General features: G+C 62.5%; 22 protein-coding genes and 1 tRNA gene. 13 read left to right on the forward strand and 10 right to left on the reverse strand.

Annotation, left to right across the window (positions count from 1 at the left end; genetic code table 11):
- The 4 genes from AC24YW_RS10880 (at position 1) to AC24YW_RS10895 (ending at position 3,007) form a co-directional block, all read left to right on the forward strand.
- The gene (locus AC24YW_RS10880) at positions 1 to 924 is read left to right on the forward strand and encodes a LysR family transcriptional regulator (protein ID WP_025032176.1); all 924 of its coding nucleotides are present in this window, start codon (positions 1 to 3) and stop codon (positions 922 to 924) included.
- 461 nt (positions 925 to 1,385) lie between these two features.
- Positions 1,386 to 2,294 (forward strand): 4-hydroxy-tetrahydrodipicolinate synthase family protein, encoded by a 909-nt coding sequence (locus AC24YW_RS10885; RefSeq protein WP_487482738.1) that lies wholly within the window; start codon positions 1,386 to 1,388, stop codon positions 2,292 to 2,294.
- A gap of 288 nt (positions 2,295 to 2,582) precedes the next feature.
- Positions 2,583 to 2,732, forward strand: a complete 150-nt coding sequence (locus tag AC24YW_RS10890; RefSeq protein ID WP_167361666.1) for a hypothetical protein — start codon at positions 2,583 to 2,585, stop codon at positions 2,730 to 2,732.
- A gap of 128 nt (positions 2,733 to 2,860) precedes the next feature.
- On the forward strand, positions 2,861 to 3,007 hold the full coding sequence (locus AC24YW_RS10895) for a hypothetical protein (protein ID WP_487482739.1): 147 nt from the start codon (positions 2,861 to 2,863) through the stop codon (positions 3,005 to 3,007).
- Positions 3,008 to 3,169: 162 nt separating this feature from the next.
- On the opposite strand, the gene AC24YW_RS10900 is transcribed toward AC24YW_RS10895, so the two are convergent.
- Complete coding sequence (locus AC24YW_RS10900; RefSeq protein ID WP_025032179.1) at positions 3,170 to 3,847, reverse strand: ParA family protein; 678 nt, start codon at positions 3,845 to 3,847, stop codon at positions 3,170 to 3,172.
- A 358-nt stretch (positions 3,848 to 4,205) separates the two neighbouring features.
- Positions 4,206 to 4,568, reverse strand: a complete 363-nt coding sequence (locus AC24YW_RS10905) for a hypothetical protein (RefSeq protein WP_487482740.1) — start codon at positions 4,566 to 4,568, stop codon at positions 4,206 to 4,208.
- Positions 4,569 to 5,016: 448 nt separating this feature from the next.
- Here AC24YW_RS10905 and AC24YW_RS10910 point away from each other — a divergent pair, with 448 nt between their 5' ends.
- From AC24YW_RS10910 to AC24YW_RS10925, 4 genes are all read left to right on the forward strand, one after another.
- Positions 5,017 to 6,183 carry a CaiB/BaiF CoA transferase family protein gene (locus AC24YW_RS10910; protein WP_487482741.1) on the forward strand — a complete coding sequence of 389 codons (1,167 nt, stop codon included), beginning with the start codon at positions 5,017 to 5,019 and terminating at the stop codon, positions 6,181 to 6,183.
- Positions 6,184 to 6,185: 2 nt separating this feature from the next.
- Entirely contained in the window at positions 6,186 to 7,109 is a 924-nt protein-coding gene (locus tag AC24YW_RS10915; RefSeq protein WP_487482742.1) for an HpcH/HpaI aldolase/citrate lyase family protein, read from the forward strand.
- Positions 7,110 to 7,115: 6 nt separating this feature from the next.
- On the forward strand, positions 7,116 to 8,045 hold the full coding sequence (locus tag AC24YW_RS10920; protein ID WP_487482743.1) for an AEC family transporter: 930 nt from the start codon (positions 7,116 to 7,118) through the stop codon (positions 8,043 to 8,045).
- A gap of 340 nt (positions 8,046 to 8,385) precedes the next feature.
- On the forward strand, positions 8,386 to 8,790 hold the full coding sequence (locus AC24YW_RS10925) for a nuclear transport factor 2 family protein (protein WP_157285054.1): 405 nt from the start codon (positions 8,386 to 8,388) through the stop codon (positions 8,788 to 8,790).
- A gap of 179 nt (positions 8,791 to 8,969) precedes the next feature.
- Here the strand turns inward: AC24YW_RS10925 and AC24YW_RS10930 are convergent, their stop codons facing one another.
- Positions 8,970 to 10,220 carry a vanadium-dependent haloperoxidase gene (locus AC24YW_RS10930; protein ID WP_271538937.1) on the reverse strand — a complete coding sequence of 417 codons (1,251 nt, stop codon included), beginning with the start codon at positions 10,218 to 10,220 and terminating at the stop codon, positions 8,970 to 8,972.
- 637 nt (positions 10,221 to 10,857) lie between these two features.
- On the opposite strand from AC24YW_RS10930, the gene AC24YW_RS10935 reads away from it, so the two are divergent.
- Complete coding sequence (locus tag AC24YW_RS10935) at positions 10,858 to 11,262, forward strand: nuclear transport factor 2 family protein (RefSeq protein ID WP_157285056.1); 405 nt, start codon at positions 10,858 to 10,860, stop codon at positions 11,260 to 11,262.
- 32 nt (positions 11,263 to 11,294) lie between these two features.
- On the opposite strand, the gene AC24YW_RS10940 is transcribed toward AC24YW_RS10935, so the two are convergent.
- From AC24YW_RS10940 to AC24YW_RS10960, 5 genes are all read right to left on the reverse strand, one after another.
- Positions 11,295 to 11,792 (reverse strand): DinB family protein, encoded by a 498-nt coding sequence (locus AC24YW_RS10940; RefSeq protein ID WP_487482744.1) that lies wholly within the window; start codon positions 11,790 to 11,792, stop codon positions 11,295 to 11,297.
- 81 nt (positions 11,793 to 11,873) lie between these two features.
- Positions 11,874 to 12,350 (reverse strand): RES family NAD+ phosphorylase, encoded by a 477-nt coding sequence (locus AC24YW_RS10945; protein ID WP_487482745.1) that lies wholly within the window; start codon positions 12,348 to 12,350, stop codon positions 11,874 to 11,876.
- A gap of 9 nt (positions 12,351 to 12,359) precedes the next feature.
- Positions 12,360 to 13,058, reverse strand: a complete 699-nt coding sequence (gene parS, locus AC24YW_RS10950; RefSeq protein ID WP_487482746.1) for a type II RES/Xre toxin-antitoxin system antitoxin — start codon at positions 13,056 to 13,058, stop codon at positions 12,360 to 12,362.
- Between the two features lie 226 nt (positions 13,059 to 13,284).
- Positions 13,285 to 13,361: transfer RNA gene (locus tag AC24YW_RS10955), tRNA-His, on the reverse strand.
- Positions 13,362 to 13,773: 412 nt separating this feature from the next.
- The gene (locus tag AC24YW_RS10960) at positions 13,774 to 14,208 is read right to left on the reverse strand and encodes a phasin (RefSeq protein ID WP_157287940.1); all 435 of its coding nucleotides are present in this window, start codon (positions 14,206 to 14,208) and stop codon (positions 13,774 to 13,776) included.
- Positions 14,209 to 14,840: 632 nt separating this feature from the next.
- Between AC24YW_RS10960 and AC24YW_RS10965 the strand changes: the two genes are divergently transcribed.
- Positions 14,841 to 18,203 (forward strand): PAS domain-containing sensor histidine kinase, encoded by a 3,363-nt coding sequence (locus AC24YW_RS10965; protein WP_487482747.1) that lies wholly within the window; start codon positions 14,841 to 14,843, stop codon positions 18,201 to 18,203.
- Positions 18,204 to 18,322: 119 nt separating this feature from the next.
- On the opposite strand, the gene AC24YW_RS10970 is transcribed toward AC24YW_RS10965, so the two are convergent.
- Both AC24YW_RS10970 and AC24YW_RS10975 read right to left on the reverse strand, forming a co-directional pair.
- Positions 18,323 to 20,293, reverse strand: a complete 1,971-nt coding sequence (locus AC24YW_RS10970) for a methyl-accepting chemotaxis protein (protein ID WP_487482748.1) — start codon at positions 20,291 to 20,293, stop codon at positions 18,323 to 18,325.
- Positions 20,294 to 20,501: 208 nt separating this feature from the next.
- The gene (locus tag AC24YW_RS10975) at positions 20,502 to 21,674 is read right to left on the reverse strand and encodes a thiolase family protein (RefSeq protein ID WP_487482749.1); all 1,173 of its coding nucleotides are present in this window, start codon (positions 21,672 to 21,674) and stop codon (positions 20,502 to 20,504) included.
- 479 nt (positions 21,675 to 22,153) lie between these two features.
- Between AC24YW_RS10975 and AC24YW_RS10980 the strand changes: the two genes are divergently transcribed.
- The 3 genes from AC24YW_RS10980 to AC24YW_RS10990 all read left to right on the forward strand — a co-directional run bounded on the left by AC24YW_RS10980 (position 22,154) and on the right by AC24YW_RS10990 (position 26,060).
- A complete protein-coding gene (locus AC24YW_RS10980; protein ID WP_487482750.1) occupies positions 22,154 to 23,935 on the forward strand; it encodes a retron Ec67 family RNA-directed DNA polymerase/endonuclease in 1,782 nt (593 codons plus the stop codon).
- Between the two features lie 58 nt (positions 23,936 to 23,993).
- Positions 23,994 to 25,193 (forward strand): Shedu immune nuclease family protein, encoded by a 1,200-nt coding sequence (locus AC24YW_RS10985; protein WP_487482751.1) that lies wholly within the window; start codon positions 23,994 to 23,996, stop codon positions 25,191 to 25,193.
- Positions 25,194 to 25,382: 189 nt separating this feature from the next.
- A complete protein-coding gene (locus AC24YW_RS10990; protein WP_487482752.1) occupies positions 25,383 to 26,060 on the forward strand; it encodes a hypothetical protein in 678 nt (225 codons plus the stop codon).
- Positions 26,061 to 26,097: the final 37 nt, after the last annotated feature.

A 26,097-nucleotide genomic window follows, 5' to 3' on the forward strand; every position in this document is an offset into this window, starting at 1 on the left:
ATGCCCCGAACACGCGACGGATTTACGGATATGGACTGGGACAAGCTGAAGGTGTTTCACGCCGCGGCGGAAGCGGGCAGCTTCACCCATGCGGGCGAGCAGCTCGGCCTGTCGCAATCGGCGGTGTCGCGCCAGGTCTCGGCGCTGGAGCAGGAGCTCTCGGTCTCGCTGTTCCATCGCCACGCCCGCGGCCTGATCCTCACCGAGCAGGGAGACCTGTTGTTCCGCACGGCGCATGACGTGTTCATGCAGCTGCAGGCGGCGCGCGCCAAGCTGACCGACAGCCGCGAGCGGCCGAGCGGCGATCTCAAGATCACCACCACACCCGGCGTCGGCATCAACTGGCTGATCCCGCGGCTCGGCGAATTCACCGCGCTCTATCCGGAGATCCGCATCTCGCTGATCGTCACCGACGAGGAGCTCGACCTGTCGATGCGCGAGGCTGACGTCGCGATCCGCACCCGCAAGCCGACGCAGCCGGATCTGATCCAGCGCAAGCTGTTCGCGATGGGCTTCCACGCCTATTGCTCGCCGGAATACATCAAGCGCTTCGGCACGCCGCGCACGCTGGAGGAGCTCGACTCCCACCGCATCATCACGCTCTCGGACGGCAACTTCGCGCCGCACCTGCAAAACCGCAACTGGCTGATCGAAGCCGGACGCAACGGCTCCGGTCCGCGCGAAGCCTATTTCAAGGTCAACAACATCCTCGGTCTCGTGCGCGCCTGCGCGCAAGGCCTCGGCATCGCCGCCCTGCCCGATTACCTGGTCGAGGAGCAGAGCAAGCTCGTGCAGCTGTTCGGCGAGTCGGATTCGATCCAGCTCGACACCTACTTCGTCTATCCCGAGGAGTTGAAGACGGTCGCGCGCGTGCAGGTGTTCCGCGACTTCGTGGTGAGCAAGGCGCAGCGCTGGCCGTCCTGATTTCCGCATGACTGACATGCGGCCTCGGCTGTTGCTGCAGGGCACTCGGCAAGCCCATAATGTTTGCACGCTGAGCCTTCGCGTTGCGCATTTGTCCCCCTCCTCCAGTGGCGCGGGAGTTCAGTAATCCCTCTTGGAAGGTGATTGTGTCGGCCTCACGTGGCCAATACCTAAGCCGGGCCCTCGGGTCCGGCTTTTTTTCGTCAAAATCTGCTTCGCTCTCCGCGTGTGTTGACAGTTCCGCGCATACCCCGCATCATTCGCCCATGATCACGAAGTCGTGCGCAATCTCGTTCGAGGCCATCGTCTCGAAAAAAGGCCCCCATCCCGGGGCCTCGGATTTTTGCGCGCGCTAAGCTGACTTCGTCATCGCGAGCCAATCCCGAAAACCCCGCCGCCTGGACGGGGTTTTTTCATGTGCCCTCCGTCTCAGGCTTTTTTCCCGAGAAGGAGATGGAAACATGACCGCACTACGAGATCACTTTCGCGGGCTGTGGCTGCCGCTGGTGACGCCGTTCCAGGACGGCGCGCTGGACGAGAGGTCGCTGCGGCGGCTGACCCGGCACTATTGCGCGCACGGCATCGACGGTTTCATCCTGGGCGCGACATCCGGTGAAGGCCTGACGCTGCGCGCGGCCGAGCTCGAACGTCTCGTCGCCGTGGTGCGCGAGGAGATGGTGGCCGCCGGCCGCAACCTGCCGATCTGCCTCGGCCTGTCGGGCGCGGACACCTCGCGTCTGCAGGAGCGCCTCGACGAGACCGCGGACTGGCCGATCGACGGCTACCTGATCGCCAGCCCCTATTATGTGCGGCCGTCGCAGCGCGGCCTGCTGGCGCATTTCGAGGCGCTCGCCGACCACGCCGCATGGCCGATCGCGCTCTACAACATTCCCTATCGCTGCGCCGTCAACATCACCAACCAGACCATGCTACGGCTGGCCGAGCACAAGAACATCGTCGGCCTGAAGGATTGCGGCGCGAGCCGTGAGCAATCGGTCGCGCTCTTGCGCGACCGGCCGAAGGGCTTTCGCGTGCTCACCGGCGAGGACGTCAATTTCTTCGAGGCACTCAGTGACGGCGCCGACGGCGGCATCGTGCTCTCGGCCCATATCGAGACCGCGACGTTCGCGGCGATCTATAGCGAGCACAAGCGCCGCAACCACGATGCGGCGCAGGCGCGCTGGCACGAGGTCGCCGAGCTGACGCGGCTGTTGTTCGCCGAGCCGAGCCCCGCGCCGGCGAAGTACTGGCTGTGGCGATGCGGCCTGATCGACAGCCCCGAAGTGCGCCTGCCGATGGTGGAAGTGAGCAGCGAGCTCGCGGCAACGATCGATCGCGAGATCGAGCGACGGGTGACGATCGCGGCGTAGTTTTCTCTCCGTGCACACTGCTCTTTCTCCCCTTGTGGGAGAAGGTGGCGCGAAGCGCCGGATGAGGGGTTTTCTCCAAGTGCAAGACTGTTTGTGTGGAGACAGACCCCTCACCCGTCTCGCCGATCTGCGGCGAGCCACCCTCTCCCACAACAAGGGGAGAGGGTGAAGCGTGCCCGTGGTTAACCGCGCCCCAACGGCGTTCGCAGCTGCCGCAATCCGCATCCACGTCTCGTTTACGTGACCGCGCCTATCGTTCTCTTCAAAGTTACCGAAGGGGGAATGACCATGGGGTATCGCACCCGGCCTACGGCCGCGAGCCAGTTCGCGCCCGCCGATCTCTTGAAGGGAATTCTCGTCGTCTCGTCGTTCGGGTTCTGGGCCGTGATGCTCGGCCTGATGCCGGTGCTGCTGTTTCGTGTCTGGCTGGTCGGCTGACGAACGCGCGCGGGATGGTTAATCCGTGGTAGCACCTGCGTTCAAAATGCACGGGCAGATGCGATCCGGATCTTAAAACATCGCTGCTATCACTGACGTCCATCAGCGAAGAAATCGCGGGGGCGTTTGTGAATAGTCAGAATGAAGTGGCGTCGCATTTCGACGCCCAACAGCAAGGCTTTACCACCGAAGACATTCTCTGGGCCGTCGGCATCTGGTCGGTGATCCTGACCCTGTCGCCGGTCATCGTGTTCTACATGCTGATGGTGGCGTGAGGTTTCAATCCGTCATTCCGGAGCGCCCGAAGGGCGAATCCGGAATCTCGAGATTCCGGGTCTGGCGCTTGCGCGCCATCCCGGAATGACGCGGGACATCGGAAACGCAAAACGCGCGGACATTCCCGCGCGTTTTTCGCCGCTTGAAATAACCAATGAAAATTAAGCTGCCTGCTTGTGCATTGCGCCGGAGGCCGACGCGGTGCCGCGAATAGCCTTCACCGAACGCTCGATCGCCGCCCAGAGCCTGGCGATTTCCTGAGCCGCACGGCTCTCGGCCTGATACTCGCGCGCGCCTTCTCCGTGGCTCAGCGCCATCAGCAGATCCGAACGATTGGTGATCTGGCCGCCCCACACCGGAGCGCGGAATTTCGCCAGTGCTTCGCGGGCGATGGTGACGATCGGGCTTTCGGCTTCGTCACGCTTGGCCGGGGCACCGTTGAGCACGACCGCGTAGGGCTTGCGCGCCGCGCGGCACATCTGGATGGTTTCCTGCACGGCGTTGACGTCGAACACGCCGGGACGCGCCGGGATGACCACCATGGTGGCATTCTTGATCGCGTCGTCGACGACGGCCGACAGGTTCGGCGGCGTGTCGATCAATACCCATTCATAACCGTCGCGCTTGGCCGCGGAGACGATGCCGCTGACGGAGTTGACGGCAGCCTTGATCGGCGGCTCGTTGGTGCCGCGCAGCTTGTGCCACAGCGTAAGCGAGCCTTGCGGATCCGCGTCCACCAGCATGACCTGCTTGCTCGCCTTGATCTGCGCGGCAAGATGCGCGGCGAGGGTACTCTTGCCCGAACCGCCTTTACGTGATGCAAAAACAATAACGTTCATACCTTCGGCCTCCAGATTGACCCCAGGCCGCGAAAATGAATCAGCGCGCTGATTCGTGAAAGAAAAATTTGTCGGGAGCTGCGCGACAGCCACGAAATAACAAGACGTGTTGGCTTTTGAGTCACACTGCTTCGCAAGGACGGAGACACGGGCCCATCGAAATGCCCGCCCGTGCGCGCGTCTGTGCGTTTTTTGAGCAACGCGCGGGACAAAGTGGAACGCAACCTTGCCGCGTAATCCTGCCCGCATGTCTTTTTCAGGCGCGCCGTCGATCGACGCAAGTCCTCTGTGCGAACAAAACGAGTCCGCTGGCTCTCGCGAAGCCGATGTCAGGGCCGCACCGAGAAAGGCGCTGGGGTCAGCCTTGGCTGGATTTCTTCTTCGCTGCCGGCTTGGCGCTCTTCTTCGCGGTCGTTGACGCCTTCTTGGGCGCGATGCTGGTCGGCTTGCCGGCCCGCTGCTCGGCGGGCGCCGGTCCGCGGCGGAAGAACACCGCGCATGGCGGCGAGAGCTGCGCCTTTTTCTTGATCATGCAGGCGGTGATGGCATCGACGTTCGGAATGAACTCGCTGCACAGCCGCATCGCATCCGGCGTGCAGGCCTGCTGCTCCTCCTGGGTGTAGGCGAAACCGGCGCGCGGCAGCGCCAGGACGGCCAGGGCAAGTGCGAGGCTTGCAACGGCCAAGGGCTTAGCAAAGGACTTGAAGCGAAACGCCGGCATCGATCCCCCCACATCACGAGTCAGCGCGAATAGTGGGTGAATGGCGGTTCGTTGGCAACCGAGGGCAAGTGCGAAAGCCGGCACGTGTGCGCTCTCGGCAACAGGGTGGCGTGGGCCCATCTCCACCGCTGTCATCCCCGCGAAGGCGGGGATCCAGTATTCCAGAGACGCTCAACGTTCCCTGAGAGGCCGCGGCGTACTGGATCCCCGCCTGCGCGGGGGACGACAGCTGTGAGGGAGAGTTCTGGCCCTCCAAAACAAAAGTGCGAAAACAACCCCATGCACAGTAGCCAAGTCATTGTAAACGCTCACATCGCCAAATTTTAGGATTTTTCGAAGTCAAGTTTGACTCGTCGGGCAAAACAGGGGCATGATGTCACGATCAAAATGCGCGTGGATGGTGCTCGTCCTCCCGCGCTGATCAGACGCGAGCGGGAGTGGAGGCGACATGACGGGGAATGAGGCGGAGCTGCCGCTGTCGGGCGTGACGGTGGTTTCGCTGGAGCAGGCGATCGCAGCGCCGCTGGCGAGCCGGCATTTAGCGGATTGGGGCGCGCGGGTGATCAAGATCGAGCGGCCGGGCACTGGGGATTTCTGCCGCGACTACGATCACGTCATGAACGGCATGTCGAGCCAGTTCGTCTGGACCAACCGTTCCAAGGAAAGCCTCGCCATCGACATCAAGAGCCCCGAAGGGCGTAAGGTGCTCGACGCCCTGCTGCCGCGGGCGGACGTCTTCATCCAGAACCTGGCGCCCGGCGCGGCCGAGCGGCTCGGCCTCGATGCCGCCTCGCTGCTGCGCAAATACCCGCGCCTCATTGCCTGCGACGTCTCGGGCTATGGCAGCGGCGGCCCCTACAGCGAGAAGAAGGCCTATGATCTCCTCGTGCAGTGCGAGGCCGGCGTGCTCGCCATCAACGGCACCGAGGCGGAGCCCGCCAAGGTCGGGCTCTCCGTCGTCGATATTGCTACCGGCATGTACATCCTCAACGGCGTCTTGATGGCGCTGTACGCCCGCGAGCGCACCGGCAAGGGCACGGCGTTGCAGGCCTCGCTGTTCGATTCCATCACGGACTGGATGAGCTATCCCGCGTTCTACACGATGAGTACCGGCCGGCCGCTGCCGCGCACAGGCGCGCGGCATGCGACGATCGCGCCTTACGGACCGTTCCGGGTCGGTGACGGCACGACCGTCTTCTTCGGCATCCAGAACGACCGGGAATGGCGCTCGCTGTGCCGCATCGTGCTGGGCGATGCCGCACTTGCCGACGACCTGCGCTTCCGCACCAATCCGCTGCGCATGCAGAACCGGGACGAGCTGCAAGAATATATCGAGCAGCGCTTTGCAGCCATGACCAGCGAGGAGGTGCTGCGGCTGCTCGATGAGGCCTCGATTGCCAACGCGCATCTGAACTCGGTCGAAGCCTTCGTCCAGCATGAGCAGCTGCATGCCCGCGCGCGGGTGAGACGCGTGGGATCGCCGTGCGGGCCGGTGATGAGCTTTCTGCCCGCGCTCACCATTGCCGGCGTGACGCCGCGGATGGACCCGGTGCCTGATGTCGGCGAGCACAACGCGTCGATCCTCGGCGAGCTCGGCCTCGACGAGGGAACGTGACAATGGCCACCCAGCGCCTGACGCGGGCCTATCTCGCCGTTCCCGCGCATCGCGCCCGTGTCGTCGCCAAGGCGGCGGCATCATCGGCGGACGCGGTGTTCATGGACCTCGAAGACGCCGTGCCGCCCGCCGAGAAGGGCCTTGCGCTGGCGGAAGCCGCCCGCGCGCTATCCTCGCTTCATTGGGGCAACAAGCACGTCGCGGTCAGGCTCAACGCGGTCGACAGCCCGTTCATCGCAGAGGAGATCCGTAGTCTGGCGGACCTGCCCCGGCTGGACGCTTTGATCGTGCCGAAGGCGGAGCGGGTGAGCGACATCGTCGCCATCGCCGGTCAGCTGCACGCGGCCGCGCCCGATCGCGCCGCGCCTGTTACGCTCGAGCTGCTGATCGAGACCGCGCTCGGCCTCGTCAATGTCGACGCGCTTGCCGCCTGCCACGACAGCGTCGCCGCGCTGCATCTCGGTGTCGGCGACCTCGCGGCCTCGCTCGGCGCCCGCACTTCCGACATCGGCATCTCGCCGGACGGCTATCGCCACGTCGGTTCAGTGCAAAGCGGCTACGCGTCTGCCCCGCTCGACCTGTTCGCCTATCCCATGATGCGCCTGCTCGTCGCCGCGCGCGCGTGCGGCCTGCGCGCGATCGACGGCCCCTGCGGCGCGTTCCGCGATGCCAAGCTGACTGAGGCCAGCGCGCAAAAGGCAGCGGCGATGGGTTTCGACGGCAAGCAGGTGATCCATCCCGACCAGATCGAGGTGACGCTGCGCGCATTCACGCCGTCGGTCGAGGAGCTGGCCCAGGCGCGGCGGATCGTCGAAGCCATGGAGCAGGCCGAAGCGCAGGGCCAGGGTGCGGTCACGCTGGACGGCAAGATGATCGACTACGCCAACGTACGCATGGCGCGCCGGATCATCGAACTGGGATCTTAGCGGCGCATGGCCACCTTGCTGATCGTCGCGCCGGTGTTCGCGCTGATCGCGGCCGGCTATGCCGCGGTGCTGTTTCGCTTCGTCTCGGAGGGCGCGCACAAGGGCATCTCGGAATTTGCCTTCAGCATCGCGATCCCCGCGCTGCTGTTCCGCACCATCGTCGTCTCGAAATTCCCCGACGTCAGCCCCTACAGGATGTGGGGCGCCTATTACGGGGCGCTGGCGCTGACCTGGATCGCGGCGCTTCTGATCTCCGCGCTGCTGCGCAAGCAACGCGAGGACGGCGTCGTTTTCGCGATCGGCTCGGTCTACGGCAACATCGTGATGCTCGGCATTCCCCTCGTGCTCTCCGCGCTCGGCGTTGAGGCCGCGGGACCGATGGCGCTGATCCTGTCGGTGAACACGCCGCTGCTCTGGCTCTGCGGCATCCTGCAGATGGAGCTGGTCAGCCAGAAACGCACCGGCTCGGCGCTGTCGGTGATCCGCCCCGTGCTCACCGATCTCGCCCGCAACCCCCTGATGCTGGCGATCGGCTTCGGCGTGGTCTGGCGCTTCACCGGCCTCGGCCTCACCCCTGTCGTCGACAAGACCATCGAACTGCTGGCGCAGGCGGGCTCGCCGGCGGCGCTGATCGCGCTCGGCATCAATTTGTTTCGCTTCGAGGTGAAGGGCGAGAAGCTGAGCATTCTCGTGATGTGCGCGCTTAAGCTGGCGGCGATGCCGGCGGCCGCGTTCGTTCTGGCAAGATTGCTCGAGCTGCCGCCGATCGCGGCGGGCGTCGTCGTGCTGTTCGCGGCGATGCCGACCGGCGCGAATGCGTACATTTTTGCCGTGCAATATCAGCGGCTGGTGAACCCGGTCTCGGGGGCAGTGGCGCTGGGGACGCTATTGGCGGCGGCGACGCTGCCGGTGGTGGTGTGGGTCGTGGCGCGCTGAAGCGTCGGAAGCTTGGCGGGCGACGCCGCACGGCCTCCCCGCCCCGAATTGCCAATCAGCGCAGGCCGAAGAACGAGAGCACCGCAGCAATTACGACGATCAGCCCGATGATATAGATGATACCGTTCATAGCTCAGCTCCCTCAGCCTTGTCTGTCCTGCCGCAGCTACAAACACTTGGGATCATGAAAAGGTTCGCCGGCGCTGGCCGCCGTTTTCTGCCACAGCCGGGGAACGAAAACGAACCCTCCTGCTTCGGGCGCCCTAGCGCCGCGCGATTATTTTGCCTTTGCACGCAAAGGTGGCTAGGCTGCCCTGATACACATTGCAGGGAGGGGCACATGGCAAACCGCGAAGACATGCTCGCATTGATCAGGGCCGGCTACGCCGCGCGCGACGGCGGCGACACCGATAGCCTGGTGACGGCCTTTCATCCCGAGGGCGCGTTCACCCTGATGGGCGACAAGAGTGCGCTCGAATTGACAGGACGCATGCAGGGCCACCCGACCCTGCGCGAAGCTTTCGGCCAATTCACCAAGGGCTTCGGCTTCGAAGGCCGCGAGATCCTCGCCGAGCTGGTCGACGGCGATCGCGTCGCCGTCCACTCCCGCGTCACCGTGCGATACCACCCGACCGGGAAAGCGGTCAGCACCGAGATCGTGGACCTGTTCACATTTCAGGACGGCAAGATCGCGGAGCTGATCGAGTTTGCGGATACGGCGCAGATCAAGGCGATGATCTCCTGACGGACGATGAGGTTCGATTTGCTTCAGAGCGGGCAGCAAGCCACCATATAAGTGGGCAGAGCACTGGCTGCCTGCCCACCATGTTCGAACGTCGACTTGTTCTGCTATCTCAAGCCTGGATGCCTCGATGTCGAGCGCTTCTCGACCTCTGTGTGTTCGCAGTTTACCTGCACGCCGGCTTACTGCTTCGGTTCAGCTCGCGCTTCCAGCCCGCGAAGCTGTGTCCCGACAACCAAGTCACCGATCTTACGGCCCATGTCCTTTCCGACCTCCGTCGAGAAACGGTAATGGAAACCGGCATAGATGCGGGAATTTGAGACCTCATCGCTATAATCCTGGAGCTTGGTCCATTTGCGAGTCACCCCTGGCGCAGTGGGGCTAGTCATCGTTAGCTCTCCGACTTCATCGCCGGCGATGGACCGGAGAACCGTGGAAACCGCCGCCGATACGATACAGTGGGCACAGGGGTATTCGGGATGCATCGGCGTTTCGCCCAGCGGCAACCAGGACGGTTCGCGTGGCGTCTTCGGATTGTGCGTGATGTCCGCGTTGCGTATGGCCGTCATTGGCCGCCAAAAATTGTAGTGATACTTCGCATCAAGGACGGCAACGATTGCGTCGTTCCCCGCGATCTCGGCGAGGGCGAAGAGACGAGCGCAGTCCACGACGTCCATATTCTTGGCCAATGCGACTTGCCGGACGATTGGATTGAAGCTGGGAGGCCCGACCAGAAACCAGGCTCGCCCGATCGCGGTCTGCTCTGCCGTTCGGGTGGTGCTGTTGCGAGCACCGAGCTCCCGAATCTCGTTGACGTCTCTGGTCCAGATCTCGGAATCAAGCGCCGGTGGCGGCGCTGGACGGAATTGTGAGACCGAAGTCATGACCCAAGGGGTCATTGCTCCGACCGTCGTGCCGATCGGCACCACGGTCGGCACATAGGCCCCCGGGCCTGTATAGGGACGATAAGTCTCCTGGACGTCACTGCCGTCATTCCTGCGCAATGCTATCACGCCGGAAGCGGCCATCGTTCCAAGCTCGATTCCATTCGCCTTTCCCTCCGTGTCCGGAATGCCGGAAAGCGATGCATGGAGGGCGGTATCAAGGGCAGATTTCTGGTCCGGATAGATCGTCAGAAGAATGTTGTAGGCCGCAGCAGCCGCCGCCGCTTCCTTGGACGTGGAGCGGTCTGACACGAGATCCAGCTTGTATGGAGTGTATCGCCTGTCGATCGCGTTGACGGCCTCGAACATGGCAACGTGCAGCATCGACATCGTCCGGGCCTGTGGCACAGGCAGGACCTTCTTTTCAGCGGCAATCGCATCTGCTTTCGCATTCCAGTCCATGATGACATCGGCACGCGCAGTGCCGATGCAGACTGCAAGAGTGGCGACAATCAGGAATGGGGATTTCGTTGCAAGAAACGTCTTCATCTTCATGCTCCTCGTTGTTTCAACAGAGAGCGACATCTTGTACGGACGAGCCGCGCAAGAACGTAGAAGTGCAGAGCGATCTTAAGCGTGCAGCAAGTCGGCTGCTGTGAAACAGCTTACACCCGTCCTCGCTTTCGTCGAAAAAGAGTTTGAGGCCGCGCTCAAAGAGTAAGATCGACTGGCTTACCTGATGGGTGACCTGCAATCTCGGCAGTCTTCCGAACAATCATCACATTCTTTGGGTATTCGGGCTCGCCGTCGACGGCGATCAAGCTCGGCATCTATTTGTTCGCGCGAGGTGAAGAGCGAGAGGCCGAGCATCTTGGTGATGCGTGCCGCTCAAGCTTCCGGCAATGCCGGCCGCTGCGTTCGTAAGATTGCTCGACCTGCCGCGGGCGTTCATCGTGCTGTTCGCGGCGATGTCGACCGGCGCGAATGCGTAGATTTTTGCCGTGCAGTATCGGCGGCTGGTGAACCCGGTGTCGGGCGCGGTGGCGCTGGGACGCTGCTGGCGGCGATGACGCTGCCGGTGGCGGTGCGGATGGTGGCGGGTGGAAGGTCGTGCAGCACAGTTCCAATCATTTTGCCTTTGCACGCAAAGGTCGCTAGGCTCCGCTGATACGTCAGGGAGGGTAACATGGCACAACGCGAAGAGATGCTTGCAACCGTCAGGCGCGCTTACGCTGCACGCGACAACGATGACGCTGAGGGTTTGGTATCAGCGTTTGATCCCAAGGGTCTGTTCACCTTGATGGGCGACAAGAATGCGCTCGAATTGACGGGAAGCGTGGAGGGACACCCGAACCTGCGTGGTGCCTTCAGCAAATTGATCGAAGACTTCGGCTTCGAAGGCCGCGAGATCCTGGCCGAGCTGGTCGACGGCGACCGTGTCGCCATCCATTCCCGCGTCGACGTTCGATACCGTCCAACCGGCCAGGTTTCCAGCACCGAGATTCTGGACCTATTCAGGCTTCAAGACGGCAAGATCGTTGAGTTGATCGAGTTTGCGGATACGGCGCAGGTAAAGGCGATGATCTCCTGACGGGCGATGAGATGGATTGAGGCGTCCTCGCGCTACGCCAGAAGATGGATGTCAGTCGGCTCCGGGTCTGCACCCGCTGCCGTCAACATCGCGTGGACCTGACCTCGATGGTGGGTCTGGTGATTGAAGAGTTGAATAGCTACGAGCGTCTTTGGCTTCTCGATCCGAGTTGAACCGTCCCCAGGATACCAAACGAGCATCCCGTTCAGGTTCGCATCGCGCAATCGCGCTGACCACGCTTCGATTTCCTCGTTCCGTTGCAGGCGGAGCGCCTTGAAGGCCTCCCAATCCGAGGGACTTGTGAGGGAGTGCTTGATGGTTTCCTCTGGACGCGCGTTTCCCTTCAGTCGCTCCAGTATCAGGGCGTCAGCCCAATGGAGATGGTTCAATGTCGCTGCGATCGACCGGAAGAACGCCCCTCTATCCTTCCAGCGATCCTCGTCGGTCAGCCGGTCGGCGGCATTGACCAAAGAGGCGTTCTGCCAAGTGTTGTAGCGGGCCATAAGCCGGCAGTAGTCGGCTGAGATCATTTGCTCAGGCTCCAGGTTGTCGATGTTGGCTGATGTTGGGATGTTGCCCCAGAGGTGCGCGAAGCAGGAAACCAATCAACCTCAGACATCACCCGTTCGCAGCCCAAACAGCCGCTCGTCGTGAGGATAGCGCCCGACATGAGACACGCGGATGCGCGCCGCATCCACGTGTCTTGGATTGATGAGATAGTTTTGCGCGAACGGCACGATGACAGACGGCACCGACACCACGGCGGTGCGCATGTCGTCGAACCATGGCCTCAACACATCACGTGTCACCCTGGGATCAACGGCCCAATTCGGCGATACTCTCTCAACATCGTTCAGGCTCACCTTTTCGACTGACAGGTTATCAGGCACGTCAATGGCGAGCAATTGGTAGCTGGTCGGCAAATCTTCGAGATCGATTTCCAGATGCACCATCACTTCGAGCAGCGCCGAGGCCGGATGATCCGCAGCGTAGACCACGTGCCGGCCGCGATCGTGCCATCGGCCGTCGGCCTTCAGGCCGCCAATACCGGAAAGATCGTCGAAATTGGAGATACGCCAGATCCGCACGCCGAATCCTCAAGCGAGGATGCCGTGATCGATCCGATGCAGTATCTCCTCGACCACGCGCGCGCCCGCTTCCGTCGCGAGGTATGCGAGCGGCGTCTCCCCGCCCAGCGCCTTCTTCGGCTTGCGCAGCCAGCGGTGCGCCTTCGCGGCATCGCCGAACACGTTTGCGGCAAGCCGGTCGACCCGCGCCAGCCGCACCGCCTTGTCGGTCTCCTCAATGGTCAGCGGCTCACCATCCGACAGCCGCCGCGCCAGCGTTCGCTTGGGCACGACGAGCGCATGGATTTCATCGTCGCTGTAATTCGAGAGGCGCTTGAGCGCGGCGGGCTCGATGCGAAACAGGCTGTTTGCATCGATCACGACGTCGAACAGCTCGGCCGAAGGATGCGCTTCATCGAGTGCGCTTTTGCCAAGCCCAAGTGAAGGCGCATCGGTGACGGTCGAGAGTCCGGTGACCGCGTCGAAATGCCCACGCACGACGACCGCGCCGGGTCGCGGTTGATAGGACTGGTCCGGCTCGGCGGCTGACCGGCGTTCAGGTTCCGCCGACTTGGCCGATCTATGAGACCCCCTCTTATGGTCGGGCCGCTGAGTAAGGGCCGACGCTGCAATCGCCTTGATCTCCTTGTTCGTCAGGGAGTCGGAGGCGCGAACGCCCCGCAAAGAAACTCGAACAGCGCCTTTGCCGCTGCGCTCTTTCTTGCTCATGGTTTCCTCGGCAGGCATTGTGCCAAATGCCTCAAGAACTCGGCCAATTGGCATCTAAGCATATGCAGGGATGGATTCAAGCGTCGTCGCACTTGGCTCCCCCGCACCCCCGGCAACGCCAAGTAGTGCGTGAGCAATCCTCCGCCAGCGCTTTAGCCGTCTGACAATGAGTCGAAATTCAGCAGTCGGAGCAATGCATCGCGCGCCAATCAATCATCGCGATCATTGGTACAGTTGGGTGGGCTCGAACCACCGACCTCCTGTTCCACAGACAGGCGCTCTAACCAACTGAGCTACAACTGCATCCTGGCGAGCCGCCCTGAAGGGTGCCTGAGAGGCCGTCGACCTAGGGGGCTGGACGGGGCGGAAACTAGGTGCAACGGCCCCGTTTGGCAAGGCCGCAATGGGGTGAAAAGCCGGCGGACATCACCGTCGGTGCAGGGAAATTGAGCGTGCTGGCGGGGATCGAGGGCTGTGCTGCCCGGTGCCGCTTGCGCGGGCCGCATATGACGCTCGCGCGGTTATGGGCGCTTTGCTTCCACACCGTCATGGCCGGGCTTGTCCCGGCCATCCACAGCCTTCGTGCGCGGCGCCAAGAACGTGGATGCCCGGGACAAGCCCGGGCATGACGACCTTCCCAAATGCGAAGCGGGAGAGGCGAAAAAAACCCGGGCCTTTCGGGCCCGGGCTTCGCATCTCACACCAAACCGGCCGCTCAGGCGGCGGAGGGATAGTACTTGGACGCGCTGGCCTTGATCGGCTCGGCGGTCTCATTGGCGACGCGCTGGGTCAGCTCGACCAGCTCCTTGGCCTGGGCCTGGAAGGTCTCGAGCTGCTTGCGGGCGTGGCCGGTCCACAGCTCCATCGCTTCCGTCGGCGACTTGGCGCCGAACAGCTGCTGGGCGAAGTCGAGCTGGGCGCTCGAATTGGCCTTCATGAACTCGACCAGCTTGGCGGTGTACTCGCTCGCGCCCTTGGAGGCCGAGGTGAACACGGCTTCGACGGTGCCGTTATGGGTCTCGGCGGCGTCCTTGAACTTGGCGTAGTTCTCGCGGGCCTGCGCCGCGCCCTTCTCGGCGAACGCACGCACCTGCTCGGGAACCTCGAACGGAATGATCGAGGCAGAAAACGGATCAGTCGCACCTGTCATGTTGGTCCCTCACGCTAATTGAAAAAATGGAGTGAGCCTTCTGGCGCGCCCGCCGGCCCCGACCATGGGCCCTCGCGCATTGAGCGGGTACGAAGACTGGAAACGCGAAACAAAGAGATGGCTCGCCCAGCGCCAGAACTATGGCTGCCTATCATGTCAACATTGTGCATCGCAATGCGGCAGACGGGTGCGATGCGAAATTTAATCTCGGTGAGGATGAGGTTCCGGTATGTGGGAACCGGGGGTTGAGGGGGAGTGCGGTCGGCTCTGTTACCCTCCCCTGGAGGGGGAGGGTCGATCGCGCGCAGCGCGAGCGGGGTGGGGGATCTCTCCCCTCGGGGACTGCCTGTGAGGAGAGACTGTCACCCCACCTCGGTTTGCGCTGCGCGCGAACCGATCCTCCCCCTCCAGGGGAGGATGGGCACCAATGGTGCGGCGCTGTTTGTTGCGTCCCCTGCGCGCGAATCCCTTGGATGCAACGTCGGCTCGGCTTGCAGGGTTGCCGGGATTAAGGTTATCGCCGCTTGGAGGCTTTGGGCCGTGGACCTGCCCGCACGCGCGGGCGATACTAACTCTTTCTTAAGGCTGCCATTCCGGCAGCGCCACAGCATGCGTGAGATGCAGCCGGCCTGATGACGCGTTCGGATTTCCAGTTGCGAGGGGTGGACGATCCGCGGCTGGCCGTGCATGCGACCTCTGCCCTGCCGGCCTGGCTGTGGTCGACCGACGGCGCGCGCGTGCTGTGGGCCAATCCGGTCGGCGCCAAGCTGTTCGGCGCGGCGAGCAGCGCTGGCCTTGCGGAAAAGGTGTTCGGCCCCGCCGACGGCCATCGCCGCCAGGTCGTGCGGCTCGCCCGTCAGCTGCCGGGAGGCGGCGCCATGCGGCTGCAGCGGCTGGGCGGCTTCGGCGCCCGGTTAGGGGCGCTGATGACCTGTGCTTGCGCGCGGCTCGACTTTGCCGACGGAAGTCACGGCGTGCTCGTCATCGCCATGGACCCGACGTTGCGCACCATGCCGCTGGTCGAACGGCTGCATCGGCTGGTCGCCGGCGCCAAGGTGCCGATGGCGGCGTTCGCGCCGGACGGGCAGTTCGTCGGCGCGAGCGAGGCCGCGCGCTCCCTGCTCGGCTTCCGCGATCTGTTCGAGGCCGGCCTCGACCGCGCCCGCAGCGATGCGCTGGCCAACGGCCGCGCCGCAACGCCGATCGGCATCGGCCAGATGGTGCTGCAGCGGGTCGGCAGCGGCGCCGATATCGGCCTGGTCGCGCTGATCGAGCCGGCCGCCGCCACGGCGGCGGGCGAGGCCGCGCCCGACGTGGCGCCCGCGCAGCCTCCGGACACGGTGCCGGAGCACTCGCAGGCCGCGCCGGACGAGGCGCCGTCTGCCATTGCGCTGTTCGACGCTTTCACCGAACCGGCCGAACTGCCCGCCGAGACGATCGCACCCACGCCCGAGCCGATCATCCCCGAGGCAGCCAAAACTCCGGTTGAAAACCAGCCGCAAGCCATTGTGTCGCCGCAGCCAGCGCCGATCAATGCAGGCATGGTCGAGCCGACTTCGGGCCAGTGCTCTTCGGGCGAGGACTCTTCTGGTCAGGACTCTTCGGGTCAGGACTCTTCGAGCCACCAAGAGCCGCCCGCACCGCGTCAGCATCCGCTGCGCTTCCTCTGGCAGATGGATGACGAGGGCCGCTTCGTGCTCGGCTCCGACGAGTTCATCCGCCTGATCGGCACGCAAACGGCCGCCGGCTTCGGCCGCCCCTGGCGCGAGATCGCCGCGGAATTCTCGCTCGATCCCGACGGGCGCGTGGCCAAGGCGCTCGAAAGCCAGGACACCTGGGCGGGCATCACAGTGAACTGGCCGGCCGACGGCGGCGAGCAGATTCCGGTCGAGCTCGCCGGCCTGCCGGTCTACGACCGAAACCGTCAGTTCGCCGGCTTCCGCGGCTTCGGCGTCTGCCGCGATCTCGACGCGCTCAACCGGCTCGAGGCGCTCAGGCGCTTCGAGCTGCTCGTCGAGCCGCCGCCGCAGGATCGCACAACTGAGGCCGTCGCGCCCGATGCGGAGGACGAGCCTGAAGCGCAGGCGGAAACAGAGGGGGGAGCAGCGGCGGCATCGCCGATCGCACCGATCGAGCCCGAGCCGCAAGCCGAACCCGACCTGCCAGCGCCCACAAGCGAGACGACTTCACACCCAACCGAACTGGACACGCCCGTGGAAACGCCTCCCAATGTCGTGCCGTTCCGCGCCGCCGGCGATACCCGGCCTCCGACGCTGACGCCGGTCGAGAACAGCGCGTTCAACGAACTCGCGCGGCAATTGTCCGAGCGGCTCGAGCGCGAGCGCGAGGCCATCGCGACCGACGCCGCCGAGCCGGTGGCGGAGATCAGCGCCGAAGCGCCGGAGCCGGAGCCGGAGCCGCCGCAGGCCGCAGCCGAATGGCTGACCGAGCCGGCACCGCCGCCGCGGGGGATGAGCGCGCGCGACCGCACACTGCTCGATCTGTTGCCGACGGGCATCCTGATCTACCGGCTCGACCGCCTGCTCTACGCCAATCCCGCCTTCCTCGCGCGCATGGGCTATGACAGCCTGAACGCGCTGGAGCATGCCGGCGGGCTGGATGCGCTCTATGTCGAGCCGGGCGTGTCGGCGGCCAGCAGCACCTCGCAGGGCGGCACGCCTGTCACGATCAGCGCGACGGCTCCGAACGGCGAAGCGCCGCCGGCCGCGACGGAAGCGCATCTGCACGCGATCGAGTGGGACGGCGACAGCGCACATGCGCTGATCTGCGCGCTGCCGCAGGCGGCCCCGATCGCCGCGGCGGCTGCCGTCGCAGAGACGGTGGTGGCCGCAGAGCCTGACGCCGCGGACGCGGAGCCTTCAGCGGGCGATGCCGACGCCGAGGATCTCGCCGCCATCCTCGACACCACGGCCGAGGGCATCGTGATGTTCGATGCCGAAGGCAACATCCACGCCTGCAACCGCAGCGCGGAAGCGCTGTTCGGCTATGACGGCGAGGCGCTGCTGCAGCAGAATTTGCTGACGCTGTTCGCGCCGGAGAGCCAGCAGATCGTCGCCGATTACCTCGAAAGCCTGAAGAGCCAGGACATCTCCAGCCTGCTCGATCACGGCCGCGAGGTGCTGGGCCGCGAGAAGAAGGGCGGCGTCATCCCGCTCGCGATGATCATGGGCCGCACGCGCCCCGAAGGGCCGAACTTCTTCGCCGTGTTCCGCGATCTCTCGCACGCCAAGAAGGGCGAGAGCGAATTGACGAAGGCCCGCCGCCTCGTCGACGGTGCGGCCAACGCCAAGGCCGACATGCTGGCGCGGATCAGCCACGAGATCCGCACGCCGCTCAACGCCATCATCGGCTTTGCCGAGGTGATGATCTCCGAGCGCTTCGGCGCGCTCGGCAACGAGCGCTACGGCGAATACATGAAGGACATTCGCGCTTCCGGCGAGCGCGTCATCGCCATCATCGACGACTTGCTGGAGCTGTCGCGGATCGAGACCGGCAAGCTCGATCTGAACTTTGCGAATTTGAACCTCAACGACCTGGTCGAAGCCTGCGTGACGGTGATGCAGCCGCAGGCCAACCGCGAGCGCATCATCATCCGCACCTCGCTCGCCCATGCGCTGCCGCAGGTGAGCGTCGATGCGCGCGCGATGCGGCAGATCACCATGAACCTGATCTCGAACTCGATCCGGCTCGCCAGCGCCGGCGGCCAGGTCATCGTCTCGACCGCGCTCACCGATCGCGGCGAGATCGCGCTGCGCATCCGCGACACCGGCCATGGCCTTTCCGAGCGCGAAGTCGCCGCCGCGATGGAGCCGTTCCGCACCCCGCCGCCCGGCGATGCCGCCGACAGCTCGGCGCTGAGCCTGTCGCTGACGAAAGCGCTGGTCGAAGCCAACCGCGCCCGGTTCAACATCAAGAGCGCCGGCCACGGCACGCTGATCGAGGTGGTGCTCGCACCCGCGCTGGCGGGGGCGTAGGCGTCGCCGTCATTGCGAGCGCAGCGAAGCAATCCAAGCTGCCGCCGCAGAAAGATTCTGCATTGCTTCGCTCCGCTCGCAATGACGTGCGGCAAGAGCGGCGCGCGCCTTACATCTGGTTACGCTGCCCTCACCGTCTCCAGGAACCTGCTCACCTCGATCTTCAGCCGGCTGCTGTCGTTCGACAGCGATTGCGCCGCGGACAGCACCTGCGAGGAGGCCGATCCCGTCTCGGTCGCGCCTTGCCTGACACTGCTGATGTTGGCACTGACTTGCGTGGTGCCGGCGGCGGCGCTTTGGACGTTGCGCGAGATCTCGCTGGTCGCGGCGCCCTGCTCTTCCACCGCGGCCGCGATGGTGGAGGAGATTTCGGACAGGCGCTCGATGGTGCCGCCGATGGTCTTGATCGCGCCGACGGAGTCTTGCGTCGCGACCTGGATGCTCGAGATCTGCTGACCGATGTCACCGGTCGCCTTCGCGGTCTGCTCGGCCAGCGCCTTCACTTCCGAGGCCACCACGGCAAAGCCGCGTCCGGCCTCGCCCGCGCGCGCGGCCTCGATGGTGGCGTTCAGCGCGAGCAGATTGGTCTGGCCGGCGATGGCGTTGATGAGCTCGACCACGTCGCCGATGCGCGCAGCCGCCTTGGACAATTCGCTGACGCGGTCGTTGGTCTGCCCGGCCTGGGTGACGGCCTCGCCCGCCATGCGCGCGGAGGCCTGCACCTGGCGGCTGATCTCGTTCACGGACGCGGTCAGCTCCTCGGCGGCGGACGCCACCGACTGCACGTTGGTCGCCGCTTCCTCGGACGCCACCTCGACCAGCGTGGCAAGCTCGGTCGAGCGGCTCGCGGTCGTGGTCAGCGACGTCGCCGACGCCTCGAGCTCGTTGGCCGCCGACGACACGGTCTCGACGATCTCGCCGATCGCACCCTCGAAATCGTCGGCCATCCTGATCATGTCGGCGCGGCGGCGCTCGGCGGCGAGCTTGTCCTGCCTGATCTTCTCTTCGGCCTCCTGCTGCGCCTTCCGCTCGGCGTTGATCTTGAACGTCTCGACGGCTTGCGCGATCTCGCCGATCTCGTCGAGACGGCCGAGCCCGGGAAGAACGACGGCGAAATTGCCGTTGGCGAGCTCGATCATCGCCGCGCGCATCGCGGTCAAGGGCCGCGAGACCGAACGTCCGATGAAGATGCCGAGGCCGAGCACGCCCGTCGCAATCAGCGCGATCGCGACCGCGATCCAGAACTGGATGCTGGTGCGCTCGGCGTCGTTGAGACGGTCGGCGTCGGCACGGATGCGGTCGACCGACGTCGAGACCTGCTCGATCACGGGCTCGACCGACGAGAAGGCCTCGGACATCGCTTTCGATTCGGCCGCCAGCTTCAGCGCGGTCTCCATCCAGGCGGAGAAGTCGCGCTGATAGTCGGCGAGCTTCTGGCGCAGCTCGGCCTTGGCGCCGTCGGCAATGGCTGCCGCGTCGAGGCCAGCGGCGAATTCGGAGGCGCGTTTCTTCATCTCCTCGCCATATCGGGCGTCGCGACGCAGCATGAAATCCTTCTCATGCCGGCGCATCATCAGCATGATCACCTTGAGCTGCGAATTCTGGAACTGATCGACCTGGCTCTCGATGCCGTGGACGGAGGCGCGCAAGCGGCCTTCGAGGCCGGACTTCTCGTCGAGCCCGAGCCGCTGTCGTTCCTCGACCACCGCGGCGAAGCGCGCCTGGTAGGTCTTCAGCGACGCATTCATCGCATCGATCTTCTGCGCCAGCTCGGGCCGGCCGAGCGCCGCGATCTTGCCGCGGAGCGTGTCGATGTCGAGCGCCACCTGCCGGCTGATCTCGACCTGGCGCTGCGCCTTGGCCGGATCGCTGCGCAGCAGGAAGTCCTTCTCGGCGCGGCGCGCCTCGAGCAGCTCGACCGCGATCCTGTTGTTCAGCTCGAACACGGTGCGCGCATCCTCGGCGGCGTCGCGATAGATCCCCATGGCGCGTTCGCCATAGAAGTGGATGCCGCCGATCAGGACGACGCCGATGACACCAATGACGCCGATCGCAGTGATCTTGTGGGTGAGTCGAAGGGAGAGCCGCATCGGAACGAGAATCCGGTCGTGGTCGATACGGTTGATGAAGCAATAATGCGTAAAATCTTCCGTTAATTTGCGAGCACGTACAAATACGTGCATTCCTGGAAATACTCGCCTCTGTGCACGTTCGAGTGCACAAGCGGGTTCCGAAAGCGAAACACGGCGCCTTGCGGCGCCGTGTCCAGAATGTCGAACCGCCGACTTTCGGATCGGCTCAGCTGTAGATCTCGAACAGGCCGGCGCCGCCCTGGCCGCCGCCGATGCACATCGTCACCACGCCCCACTTCGCCTTGCGGCGGGCGCCTTCCTGCAAGAGATGGCCGGTGAGACGGGCGCCGGTCATGCCGAAGGGATGGCCGATCGCGATCGAGCCGCCGTTGACGTTGTACTTGGCGGGATCGATGCCGAGCTGGTCGCGGCAATACAGGCACTGGCTGGCGAAGGCCTCGTTGAGCTCCCACAGATCGATGTCGTCGATCTTGAGGCCGGTGCGCTTCAAGAGCTTCGGAATCGCGAACACCGGGCCGATGCCCATCTCGTCCGGCTCGCAGCCGGCGGTGGCCCAGGCGACGAAGCGACCGAGCGGCTTGAGGCCGCGCTTCTCGGCGTCCTTGGCTTCCATCAGCACGACGGCGGCGGCGCCGTCCGAGAGCTGGCTGGCATTGCCGGCGGTGACGAACTTGCCGGGGCCCTTCACCGGCTCGAGCTTTGCCAATCCTTCCATCGTCGTTTCGGGGCGATTGCATTCGTCGCGATCGACGACGTAATCGACGATGCTCTCGGCCTTGGTCTGCTTGTCGACGACCTTCATCCTGGTCTTCATCGGGACGATCTCGTCCTTGAACTTGTTCGCCTGCTGGGCCGCGGCCATGCGGCGCTGCGATTCCAGCGAGAACTCGTCCTGATATTCGCGGCTGAGCTTGTAGCGCTCGGCGACGATGTCGGCGGTGTCGATCATCGCCATGAAGATGTCGGGGGCGACCTTGAGCAGTTCCGGATCGACCGATTCCTTCGGCGTGGCGCCGCCCGGAATCGAGATGCTTTCGACGCCGCCGGCGACGATGCAATCGGCGCCGTCGGAACGGATCGAGTTGGCGGCCATCGCGATGGTCTGCAGGCCCGACGAGCAGAAGCGATTCACCGACACGCCGGCGGTGGTCTTCGGCAGGCCCGCGAGCAGCGCGGCCTGGCGGCCGATGTTCGGCGCGCCATGGGCGCAATTGCCGAGATAGCAGTCCTCGACATAGTCCTTCTCGACGCCGGCGCGGTCCACCGCGTGGTGAATGGCGTGGGCCGCGAGCGACATCGGCGGCGTGATGTTGAACCCGCCGCGGCCGGATTTCGCCAGGCCCGTGCGCGCATAGGAAACGATGACGGCTTCACGCATTGTTTTCTCCCTTGTCGAACGATTTGGAACGGAGCGTCCTGACGCCATTGGTACACAAAGTCAGGAGGTCGCGGGGAAAATAAAACGCCGCCTCCCGCGGGCGAGGCGAAGTTGTTCCGCACGTCGGAATATAGATGGTGTCAGACAGAGAACGATTGTCGTCGCTCGCACAGCAACCGCGCTTCATCACAGGGGCACATTTGTTCAGCACACCGGCGGCATGCGCCGCCGTCTACGCCTCGACGACTACCCTTACGCGAAACGCCAGGGTTTTCGGTCTGAGAAGAGCGCGGCTGTCGGGCATCCTGTGCAGCAGAGACAGAGAGCAACGGGGTGCAGCTGCGAGTCCAAAAGACGATTACTGCTCTCGTCCTGTTGATAAGTAACCACAAGACTTGCTCCTGATTGCTCAACTTGCTCAAATACAACCACGGCTTGCGGATAGATTTTGCTGTTGTGGTTCGCGACAGTTGATATGAATGCGCGCCCGAATGCGCGCTCCTATGGATCGCTATGGTCGCTATGATCATCTGGCGTACGAGTATCCGCAAGCCGTTCTTGCCATGACAAGTCTCGTTCAATTAAGGGCGGCGCAAACCCTTCCGCAATTAGCTCGCGTGTTGGACATAAAGCCAGCATCACTTTCATACATCCTCTACTGGACGCCACCAGAGCAGAAGTACGAAACATTCAAGATTGCAAAAAAGGGGGGCGGATGGAGGACAATCACGGCCCCCAAGCCGCGCCTTAAGATGGTCCAGACAAAACTAGCCAAGCTACTATTAGGTATACAGGCCGAGATGGAGAAATCGCGTGCACGGAGTCAATGCGTGCTTTCTCACGGATTCAAGAAAGATTTCTCTATCGTTACGAATGCTGCCGCCCATCGAAACAAGCGGTACGTCTTCAATGCCGATCTCAAGGATTTCTTCCCGTCGATCAATTTTGGCCGAGTTCTGGGCTTTTTCGCAAAGGACCGCAATTTTCAGCTAGCGCCCAATATTGCGACAATCATCGGACAAATAGCATGTCACAACAACGAGCTTCCTCAAGGAAGTCCATGCTCTCCCGTGATATCAAATCTCATCGCGCATGTGCTCGATATTCACCTAAACCGGATCGCCAATTCCGGTCGATGCACATACACTCGATATGTGGACGATCTAACATTCTCGACCAATGAAAGGGTTTTTCCTGACCTCATTGCCAGACTGAAAACGGGCTCAACCGACGTCTGGATGGCGGGCGATGGACTGGTTAGGTATGTCCATCGATCAGGATTTAAGTTGAATCACGAAAAGACGCGAATGCAGCGTCGCGACTCTCGTCAAGATGCCACAGGCCTCATCGTCAATAAGAAAGTCAATGTACGGAATGAGTATTACAAGACCGTTCGCGTTCAGTGTGATCATCTGTTCGAGCACGGATACTGTTACATACCGCGCGGCGAGAAGCGTGAAGTCATACCCGACAGCGCTCTCGCAGGTGCTATGAGTTTTATTTTCCACATTCGCGGTCTAAATACTTCGGACTGGTGGACGGAACAAAAGAGCTTCGCGCAGTTGTATCGCAGATTTTTGGACTACCGAGCCTTCTACGGGATTGTGAGGCCAAGGATCATTTGCGAGGGTAAGACAGACAATATCTATCTAAGGAGCGCCATCACCGCACTCGGCGCGAAATTTCCAGAGTTAATCAACCCAGACCCGACGATCGGACTGCGGGTCGACTTTTTCAATTGCACGAAAACGTCAGCGATATTTCAAAAACTATCAGGTGGAAGCGATCAGCTAAAAAACCTACTGATCGACTACCGTTCACGGTTGTCGCACTTCAAGCACGGCTTTGTGCAGCCCGTCATCATGATCGTCGATAACGACTCCGGGTCTACAGGTCTATTTAAGTATTTAGGGAGCGTTCTGGGCACGATTGTTGGGGGCATGGACCCATTTTATTATGCCTTCGAAAACCTTTACGTTGTTCCAGTGCCGAAAAAGGGCGCGACCACCGCGATCGAGGATTTGTTTGCCCCGTCTCTTTTGGCGCGAACGTTGGACGGGAGGAAATTCGATAGGACGGGAAAAGAGAAAGATCTCGGAAAGTGGTATTCGAAAGTTGATTTCGCAACCAAGATTGTAAAACCAGAGCGCAGCAGGATCGATTTTACAGGATTTGAGCCGCTGCTAAACGCTATAGTGGAAGTGCAGAAAGACTTCGCGAAGCGGCGACCCACATTAGTTGCTTTGGCACGTGCAGCATAAGTCATCAAAAGACCAGGGCAACTCAAGTTCGTAGCCCGAGAATTCTTGGTGGTGCATCGTGAGCGACGAATACGATGAACGGAAAATGTTCTTCCAACGAAGAACAGACAAGACAATTATCAGTCGGCGCTTCTCTGCGGCGGGTGGCGAGAAGATGCGGATCGCCTCGCATATAATCGACGGTCAACCTGGCCTGCGGTTTGGAAGCCTGCAGGACGAGATCGTGCTTCGCGAGACGCCGGGTGGCCGCTACGAAATTAAGGCCGCATTTCTTGAAGATGACCGATCCATTCGGACTCTAACAATTCAGCGGCACACCAAGACAGGGCCGCAAGATAAGCAATATTTCTCGTTCGTCGGCAAAGAGATTGAAACACTGATCAATTTCATTGCAGGTGTGAGAACAGTGCCGCTCGACGGAGCTGCGAAGGTTCACCTACCTGACGACGTGTTACGAGAGATCATTCTCGATCAAAGCCAGGCACGCCGTCTGTTCGAAAAGAATTCCGCACTGTTCTTAGAGTTGGCACAGCAGGAGGACGTAGCGCAAGATCTTATCGCGCTTGGTTATCGCCGGAAGCAATTGAAATATTTCGAGGCACTATTGCAAGATGAGCAGTTTTTTGTTGAAGAACGCGATCGACTGCAATGCAAACCCGAAGAAGTTTGGCAAAGCTTCTTTGAAGCGAATGCTTGGATATTTGGATACGGACTTTCGTACCAATTCTTATCAAAGCTCGATCACCGCAAACTCGAAACAATTGTTCGGGGACGAGATCTGACGGGCGCCGGAAAGCGTTCCGACGCTCTGATGAAGACGAGAGGCATCATCGGCTCGCTATGTTTCATTGAAATAAAGAGGCATGACACCACTCTTCTGGGAGCAGCTCAATATCGGCCGGGGGCATGGGCTCCGTCGGCGGAGCTAGTGGGTGGCGTAGCGCAAATTCAAGCGACTGTTCATGCCGCGGTCGAGGCGATTGGTCAAACGCTGTATCCCCAAGATGAAATCGGTGATCCCACTGGCGAACTGCTATTCAACATCGAACCGCGCTCCTGCCTCGTCGTAGGGTCTTTAGGCGAGTTTCAAACGGCCGCGGGCATCAATGTGCCGAAATACCGTTCATTCGAACTTTATCGGAGACATACATGGCGGCCCGAGATTGTAACCTTTGACGAGCTTCTGCAGCGCGCCCGATTTATTGTTGAGCATGCTCCCGGAGTTTCGAGCGAGCCCAACAGTCCAGCTCGCTCTTAGCGCTTGGCATTTTGGCCTTGCGACGGCGATTCAGTGATGGCTTGCCGTCAAGGCAGCAATGAATATCGGGGCGGACTCCCAACGATAAAGGAATGCCCTCGTTGCAAACCACGCTTTTGCACAATCACCGCGCGCGTTCAGGGTGCGCGCCGGACAATCAGCAAGCCTTGCAATACTGCAGGAGTTTTCGTGATTGCGCCAGAGGAAGATGACGACGGGGAGATCGAGTACGGCAGGGAGTACGTGCACACTGCCGACGACGCCCTCGCAGAAGCCCGAAAGCTGCTCCCCCTCTTGAGGGATAGCGATGTCTGGCCGGGCTGGGAAGATCGCGTTCCGACCTTTCTCCGGCGAACGCTTTGGACGCCTAGATTTCAACTGGGAAAGGTCCACCATGACCACAGAGAAATTCAGACAGCCGTCAAGTATTCCTGGGTCAAGCCGCGCCTCCTTTCGGAACTGAGAGACAATTACGGCTTGCTACCGTCATCCAAGTATACGAGTCAGTGGTACGGAGTGTACCGGGTGTTCGTGCCGGGCGTCTCGATAGGCAGATTTTGCGGAGTAGACCCGACCGGTACAATTTACATTGGACGGGCGGGCAGCAAACGAGGCTGGTCAATCCTTAGAACTCGCCTCATGCAGCTTGCGAAGCGAGAGCATCACGTCACTCAGGCGTGGGATTATTATGACGCGCGGCAGCAAAAGTATCCTTGGTCCTCTTTGGCCGTTGATTGGGCCTACACCGAGCACTGGACTGATCACAAAGGCGATGAGGTCATAGGAGCACCGCGAGCTGAGAGCTGGCTGCTCAGTTCATACAACGATCGGTTTGGCGAATATCCGCCGATGAACGAAAAGGGGTGAAGCCCCATCTTTTCCCGTCAAGTGGGTAGGTCGGACA

The organism is Bradyrhizobium sp. USDA3516 (genome assembly GCF_057651995.1).

Excerpts from the sequence above, each read along its gene's own strand:
- AC24YW_RS10880 (WP_025032176.1), top strand. The coding sequence starts at position 1 with ATGCCCCGAACACGCGACGGATTTACGGATATGGACTGGGACAAGCTG.
- AC24YW_RS10885 (WP_487482738.1), top strand. The coding sequence starts at position 1,386 with ATGACCGCACTACGAGATCACTTTCGCGGGCTGTGGCTGCCGCTGGTG.
- AC24YW_RS10890 (WP_167361666.1), top strand. The coding sequence starts at position 2,583 with ATGGGGTATCGCACCCGGCCTACGGCCGCGAGCCAGTTCGCGCCCGCC.
- AC24YW_RS10900 (WP_025032179.1), bottom strand. The coding sequence starts at position 3,847 with ATGAACGTTATTGTTTTTGCATCACGTAAAGGCGGTTCGGGCAAGAGT.
- AC24YW_RS10905 (WP_487482740.1), bottom strand. The coding sequence starts at position 4,568 with ATGCCGGCGTTTCGCTTCAAGTCCTTTGCTAAGCCCTTGGCCGTTGCA.
- AC24YW_RS10910 (WP_487482741.1), top strand. The coding sequence starts at position 5,017 with ATGACGGGGAATGAGGCGGAGCTGCCGCTGTCGGGCGTGACGGTGGTT.
- AC24YW_RS10915 (WP_487482742.1), top strand. The coding sequence starts at position 6,186 with ATGGCCACCCAGCGCCTGACGCGGGCCTATCTCGCCGTTCCCGCGCAT.
- AC24YW_RS10920 (WP_487482743.1), top strand. The coding sequence starts at position 7,116 with ATGGCCACCTTGCTGATCGTCGCGCCGGTGTTCGCGCTGATCGCGGCC.
- AC24YW_RS10925 (WP_157285054.1), top strand. The coding sequence starts at position 8,386 with ATGGCAAACCGCGAAGACATGCTCGCATTGATCAGGGCCGGCTACGCC.
- AC24YW_RS10930 (WP_271538937.1), bottom strand. The coding sequence starts at position 10,220 with ATGAAGACGTTTCTTGCAACGAAATCCCCATTCCTGATTGTCGCCACT.
- AC24YW_RS10935 (WP_157285056.1), top strand. The coding sequence starts at position 10,858 with ATGGCACAACGCGAAGAGATGCTTGCAACCGTCAGGCGCGCTTACGCT.
- AC24YW_RS10940 (WP_487482744.1), bottom strand. The coding sequence starts at position 11,792 with ATGATCTCAGCCGACTACTGCCGGCTTATGGCCCGCTACAACACTTGG.
- parS (WP_487482746.1), bottom strand. The coding sequence starts at position 13,058 with ATGAGCAAGAAAGAGCGCAGCGGCAAAGGCGCTGTTCGAGTTTCTTTG.
- AC24YW_RS10960 (WP_157287940.1), bottom strand. The coding sequence starts at position 14,208 with ATGACAGGTGCGACTGATCCGTTTTCTGCCTCGATCATTCCGTTCGAG.
- AC24YW_RS10965 (WP_487482747.1), top strand. The coding sequence starts at position 14,841 with ATGACGCGTTCGGATTTCCAGTTGCGAGGGGTGGACGATCCGCGGCTG.
- AC24YW_RS10970 (WP_487482748.1), bottom strand. The coding sequence starts at position 20,293 with ATGCGGCTCTCCCTTCGACTCACCCACAAGATCACTGCGATCGGCGTC.
- AC24YW_RS10975 (WP_487482749.1), bottom strand. The coding sequence starts at position 21,674 with ATGCGTGAAGCCGTCATCGTTTCCTATGCGCGCACGGGCCTGGCGAAA.
- AC24YW_RS10980 (WP_487482750.1), top strand. The coding sequence starts at position 22,154 with ATGCGCGCCCGAATGCGCGCTCCTATGGATCGCTATGGTCGCTATGAT.